The sequence below is a fragment of the Streptomyces sp. genome, assembly GCF_036566765.1.
Lineage (GTDB): Bacteria > Actinomycetota > Actinomycetes > Streptomycetales > Streptomycetaceae > Streptomyces.
The window spans coordinates 1-5,050 of the sequence record NZ_DATCVQ010000328.1 but is presented as its reverse complement, the minus strand read 5'-3'; the positions used below and the strand labels follow the sequence as shown (position 1 = coordinate 5,050).

General features: G+C 71.1%; 3 protein-coding genes. 1 reads left to right on the top strand and 2 read right to left on the bottom strand.

The genetic code is table 11. From position 1 onward, the window contains the following. Positions 1-512: 512 nt before the first annotated feature. Positions 513-1,469: a hypothetical protein gene (locus VIU94_RS19410; RefSeq protein ID WP_331913093.1), complete on the bottom strand. Its 957-nt coding sequence runs from the start codon at positions 1,467-1,469 to the stop codon at positions 513-515. A 656-nt stretch (positions 1,470-2,125) separates the two neighbouring features. Next, entirely contained in the window at positions 2,126-3,466 is a 1,341-nt protein-coding gene (locus VIU94_RS19405) for a helix-turn-helix domain-containing protein (protein ID WP_331913092.1), read from the bottom strand. A 138-nt stretch (positions 3,467-3,604) separates the two neighbouring features. On the opposite strand from VIU94_RS19405, the gene VIU94_RS19400 reads away from it, so the two are divergent. Continuing rightward, the gene (locus VIU94_RS19400; protein WP_331913091.1) at positions 3,605-4,954 is read left to right on the top strand and encodes a M64 family metallopeptidase; all 1,350 of its coding nucleotides are present in this window, start codon (positions 3,605-3,607) and stop codon (positions 4,952-4,954) included. The last annotated feature ends 96 nt before the right edge of the window (positions 4,955-5,050 follow it).

Below are 5,050 nucleotides of genomic sequence, written 5' to 3'. Positions count from 1 at the left end.
GGTATGGCATGCGACGCTCCAGTCGTACGGGAACCGAAGCTTCTCGGCGCCCCAGCAGTGGCTGTGCTTCCCGACGGAGACGGATGACTCTCAGGTAAGCCTAGCGAAGGAACGGAGCAGACGCCGGACGGGACATCGGGCACCACCCGCGCGTCGCAGAGCGGCACCATCAGGCGATCCGGGTCCGCGGCGGCCTCCGACCGAACCTGGGGCGGGAGGTGGTCCAGGTGGTACCGGCGCGCGATGACCAGGCGACCGGCGTGTCCCCGCCGAGGTCGGCCGAGAGCGGTTCGCCGAGCTAGCGGTACGGCCGCTGGCCCGAGGAGGCCGCGGTCGCCTCTGGTGACCTGCGCGAGGGCGCCCCGTACCCTCGACCCCCGTGCGGCGCGGGCTCGGCCGGTCGCACCCGCCGGAGAAGTGAGGGGGTACCGACCGCGGCACCAGGTCAGCTTCCCGGCACGGGGTGGAATCGGCACGCTCTTGGGCTCGGCCGTGATCAGCGGTGCCCGGTTCTACTCTCCTGGCTTGGACTTTCGATGGTGGACGTACCAAACGACGCCCGTGACGGTGGAGCCGGCGATCAGGACGATGCCGATGACGGGCCAGCGGGAGTCGGCGAGCCGCAGGTTGAGCGACAGCGCGATCATGACCGAGCCGGCGGTGATCAGCAGGGCGAGCCCTGCCCTCAGCAGGCCGGCCACGACACTCGGTTGCGCGCGGTCGGTCGTGCGGGACTCGGGTTCGGTTCGGTCTCCGAAGTAGAACTGGACGGCTCGTCCGGCCAGCTGGTTCGTCGTCCGGTGGTACGAGTAGCCGAGGTAGGGCAGCCAGATCAGGGGAACCACGGTACCGACCAGGACAACCAGGATCAGCATCGTCCACTGCCCAGTCCTGGCCAGGCGGCTCGGCCTGGGGGCGGCGTCGTCCGGGGTGATCAGCCCCAGCAGCCGGGCCATGCGGGAGACAACGGCCCACGCCGCCCGAGGGCTGGGGCGGCTCTTCCGGCTGGTGTGGTGCTTCTGGCGGGTCACTGTGGACAGTGCCGCGCGGGCCTGCTCGGTGTCCGGGTAGACGCCCTTCAGGACGAGGAGTTCGGCGGCCCGTTCCGGATCCGAGGGATCGTGCCCGGCCAGGCAGGCCATCTCCAGGGCCATGCGAAGTTGTTCGATCAATGCGGCACAGAACGCTACCGGTACCAGCAGTATGAAGGGCCCGCCCACGAACGCGCCCTCGGTCTGGCTGCGTCGCCGACCGCGGACGGTCACCGCGGCCTGGAGGTCTCCGAGGCTCGCGTCGGGCCTCTGCTGGCGCAGATTCTTCGCGGCTCGTGCGGCAGGAGCTCCGACGTGGTCGACGACGAACGCGGCCAGTAGCTCGGGAAGGTGCGGCGGGTCTGCGGTGACCGCGTGCAGGAGTGAGCGCGGCAGCGAGTCCCGCTGGGGACGTGGCGGCGCCGGTGCGCCCATCATGGGGCCCTCCTTGTCCGACTTGTCCAATCTAATCGAAACAGGGGCCGCTGCTGCCGGCGTCATGTGCTGGGCTCGCGCAGTGCCAGGATGCGGGCCGCCCGTCGAGCGCGCACCCCCTGAGACGGCTCGCTCAGGGGCCTGGGGAGCGCGGTCGCCACCCTGGCCATCGGACGGCAGATCGGCGCGTCGTGGCTGGTGAGCCGGTCTTCAGGACTCCGGGAGGCCGGCACCGCCATGCTCCCGACGGGGACCCTGCTGCCCGGAGGGGCGGTACGCCCTTCAGGTCGGGCTCGCGGCCATCGCGCGAGCGAAGACGGGACGTGACATGGCAGGTGTCCATGCGAGCGTGCCGGCGCTCGAGGACCCTCCGGGGGGGGAGCTCTCGGCGGAGCGCCACGCGCTCTGATGTCGAGGCGAGGCGGCACGTCGGTGCCACCATGGGCGAGGCGGTGTCAGTCCATGACCCGGTTCGATCCCTAGGAGCGCCCACTGCCGGGCCGCGGGTGCTGGACTTCTTCGAGAAGGAGTTCTCTTCGAAACCGGTGAACGAACGGCTGGCCGAGGGCGCACGAACCACCGTCGACGGCCGTCCGCCCATCACGGTCACGAGCCGGCGCGACGGCGAGGAGGGCACTCTCGTCAGGTCGACCTGGCCGTCAGTGCCGCGGGAACGCCAGTGCCGTCGGAGCCGGCCCCAGCGTCGTCGTGCCAGGGGCCGACCGGTGGCCCAGCCCCGTGCGGTACGCGTCCAGCGCGGCCTCGGTGCGGCCGCCGCGGCGCAGAAGGTCGCCCAGCAGACGGCACACATCGGCGAGGTCGCCGCTCGCGCCGCTGCGCTCCAGCAGCCCCAGCGCCATGACGTAGTGCTCCTCGGCGGTCTCGCTGTCCCCCCGCTCCTCGGCGATCAGCCCGAGCAGCCTGTGCGCACCCCCCGCGTGCACCGCGCCGTGCCGGTCACCCAGCTCAAGAAGCGCAGAGAGCAGATCCGACGCCTCGCCGTGCCGTCCGAGCCGCCGGAGGACATCGGCCAACTCCACCTCCACCTGCGCGGTGAACAGCGCCGCGCGTTTGGCGTTCAGCATGTCCCGGGCGGTGCGCAACTCCTGTTCAGCTGCCGCCAGTTCACCGTTCTGAGCCTGGACGTAGCCGCGCATCCAGTGGCAGTGCGCGAGATCGGTACGCAGGCTCAGCTGCTGGTAGATCGCCTGCGCCTTGGCCAGTGAGGCGTCGGCTTCGGCCGTGCGCCCCTCGGCGAGGAAGGTGCGGGCCACCTGCCGGTGCATGCCCGCCACCAGCGCCGGGTCGTCGACCTGCGGAGCCAGCGCCAGGGCGAGCTCGGCAGCGTGCGCGGCACGGGCGTGGGCGCCCATGTCGATGTACGGGCCGATCACGGCGGCGTACAGGATGACCAGCGCCTCGGGGTCGGCCAGGCCGCTCGCACCGAGCTCGTCGATGGTGGATTCGAGGAGGTAGCAGGCGTAGCGCAGCTCCCCGGCCAGGAGGTGTGCGACGGCACGGCCCCGGATCGCGCGTGCGCGGCGGGGCAGCGGCTCCTCGGCGAGGAGCCGCTCGGCGGCCTGGAAGTGGTGGCCCGCGTCGACCAGTACGCCGGTCTCCAGGGCGCAGTCGCCGAGCCCGAGCAGCGCCTCGGCCTGCTCGGGAACGAGTCCGAGGTTCTCCGCGTCGGCGAGGAGGCGGCGGTAGCGCACGGCGGCCTCGTCCGCCGTCCCGGTGGCCAGCTGCTGGTGGGCGTCGGTGAGAGCGAGCCGCAGCTCGGTGGCGAGGTGTGCGGGGCGGCCGGTGGCCAGTTCCTCGTACGACGTGCCGAGCCGCTCCGCGAGGAAGCGCAGTGCGGTTTCCGAGGGCCTGACCTTGCCGGACTCCAGCGTCGAGACGTACGCGGGTGTGTACGAAGGCTCGGCCAACTGCCGCTGCGTCAGCCCGCGTTGAGTGCGCATCCGCTGTACTCGGTGGCCGATCGTGGCCGGATCGTCCATGCGGACCCCCTGGTTCGTGAACTCCCCAGTATCCAGAAGCAGTAGGCATTGCGCACGCCCTCGCCCTCCCCCTAGGTTAAGCGACTCGTTCAACACATTTACTGACGCGCTTAACTTGCCTGGCAAGGGGCTGATTTCATGCGTTCAGCACGACGCGGAGCCATGGCGGCCGGAGTGGCCGTCGCCCTCACGGTCGTACTCGCCGCCGCACCCGGCAGCGCCGCCGCGGACCCGACGGCAGCTCCCACGGCCGGAGTCGAGGTCGAGATACCCGGACCGGAGCACGGGACGCTCGCCGGATCCGGCCACAGGCATGTGCCGCCGGAGGGACGGAACCAGCCGGCCTCCCGCCTGACGGCGACCGAGGCGGCCGCCGACGGCGAGGTGGCCAAGATGGTCGACAACGGCCCCACCGCCGACCGGCTCGACATCGTCGTCGTCGGAGACGGCTACACCGTCGCCGAACTGCCCCGCTTCCACGCCGACGCCCAGCAGAAATGGGCCGAGCTGACGGCCGTCGAGCCGTACACCACCTACCGCAACCTCTTCAACGTCTGGACCGTCGACGCCGTCTCGAACCAGTCCGGCGTCTCCGGCGACCCCTCTGCCGACACCCTCCGGGACACGGCCCTCGGCTCGTACTTCTGGTGCGACGGCATCGAGCGGCTGCTCTGCGTCGACCAGGACAAGGTCGACGGATACGTGGCGAAGGCACCCGAGGCCGACCTGGTGCTCGTGCTCGCCAACAGCACCAAGTACGGCGGCGCGGGCTACAACGAGCCCAGCGAGACCTTCGGCTACGAGGGCATATCAACGGCCTCGGCGGGCAACGAGAAGTCCGGCCAGATCGCGATCCACGAGACCGGCCACTCCCTGGGCAAGCTCGCCGACGAGTACTTCTACCCCGACTACCCCGGCTACGAGCGGTACGTGGGCCCCGAGCCCGCCGACTCCAACATCACCACCCTCACCGCCGACGACCTGGCCGACCGGGGCGCCAAGTGGCACCGCTGGCTCGGTGAGCAGTCTCCCGACGGCGGCACCGTCGGCGCGTACGAGGGCGGCGGCTACTACGTCACCGGGCTGCGGCGCCCCACCGAGAACTCCCTGATGCGCTCCCTCGGCAAGCCCTTCAATCTGCCCGGAGTGGAGGCGATGATCGCCGGCTTCTACCGCGAGGCGCGCATCGCCTCCCCCGTCACGGCCACCGATCGCACCCTCCGCACGGGCGACACCGCCCAAGCCCTCGTACCCCGGCTGACGGGGGCGGACGGGCGTCAACTCACGATCCGCTGGTATCTGGACGGGCGGGAGATGAAGTCTCTCGCGGGCCGCACCGACGTACGGGTATCCGACCTGGCCCTGCGGCTGCTCGACCTTCGGACGCACACACTGTCCCTCACCGCCGAGGACCGTACGCCCTCGGTGCGGGACCGCGCCATCGCCCGGACGATGAGGTCCGCGGTCAGCTGGACGGTCCGGCTCTGACGGTTCCGGCGGGCATGCGTCGCGGTTCGTGGCCAGCTCTCGGACGCCGTCGAGGAACGTGACGCAGTGGCGGTTTCACCAGACCCGCGGCATGCT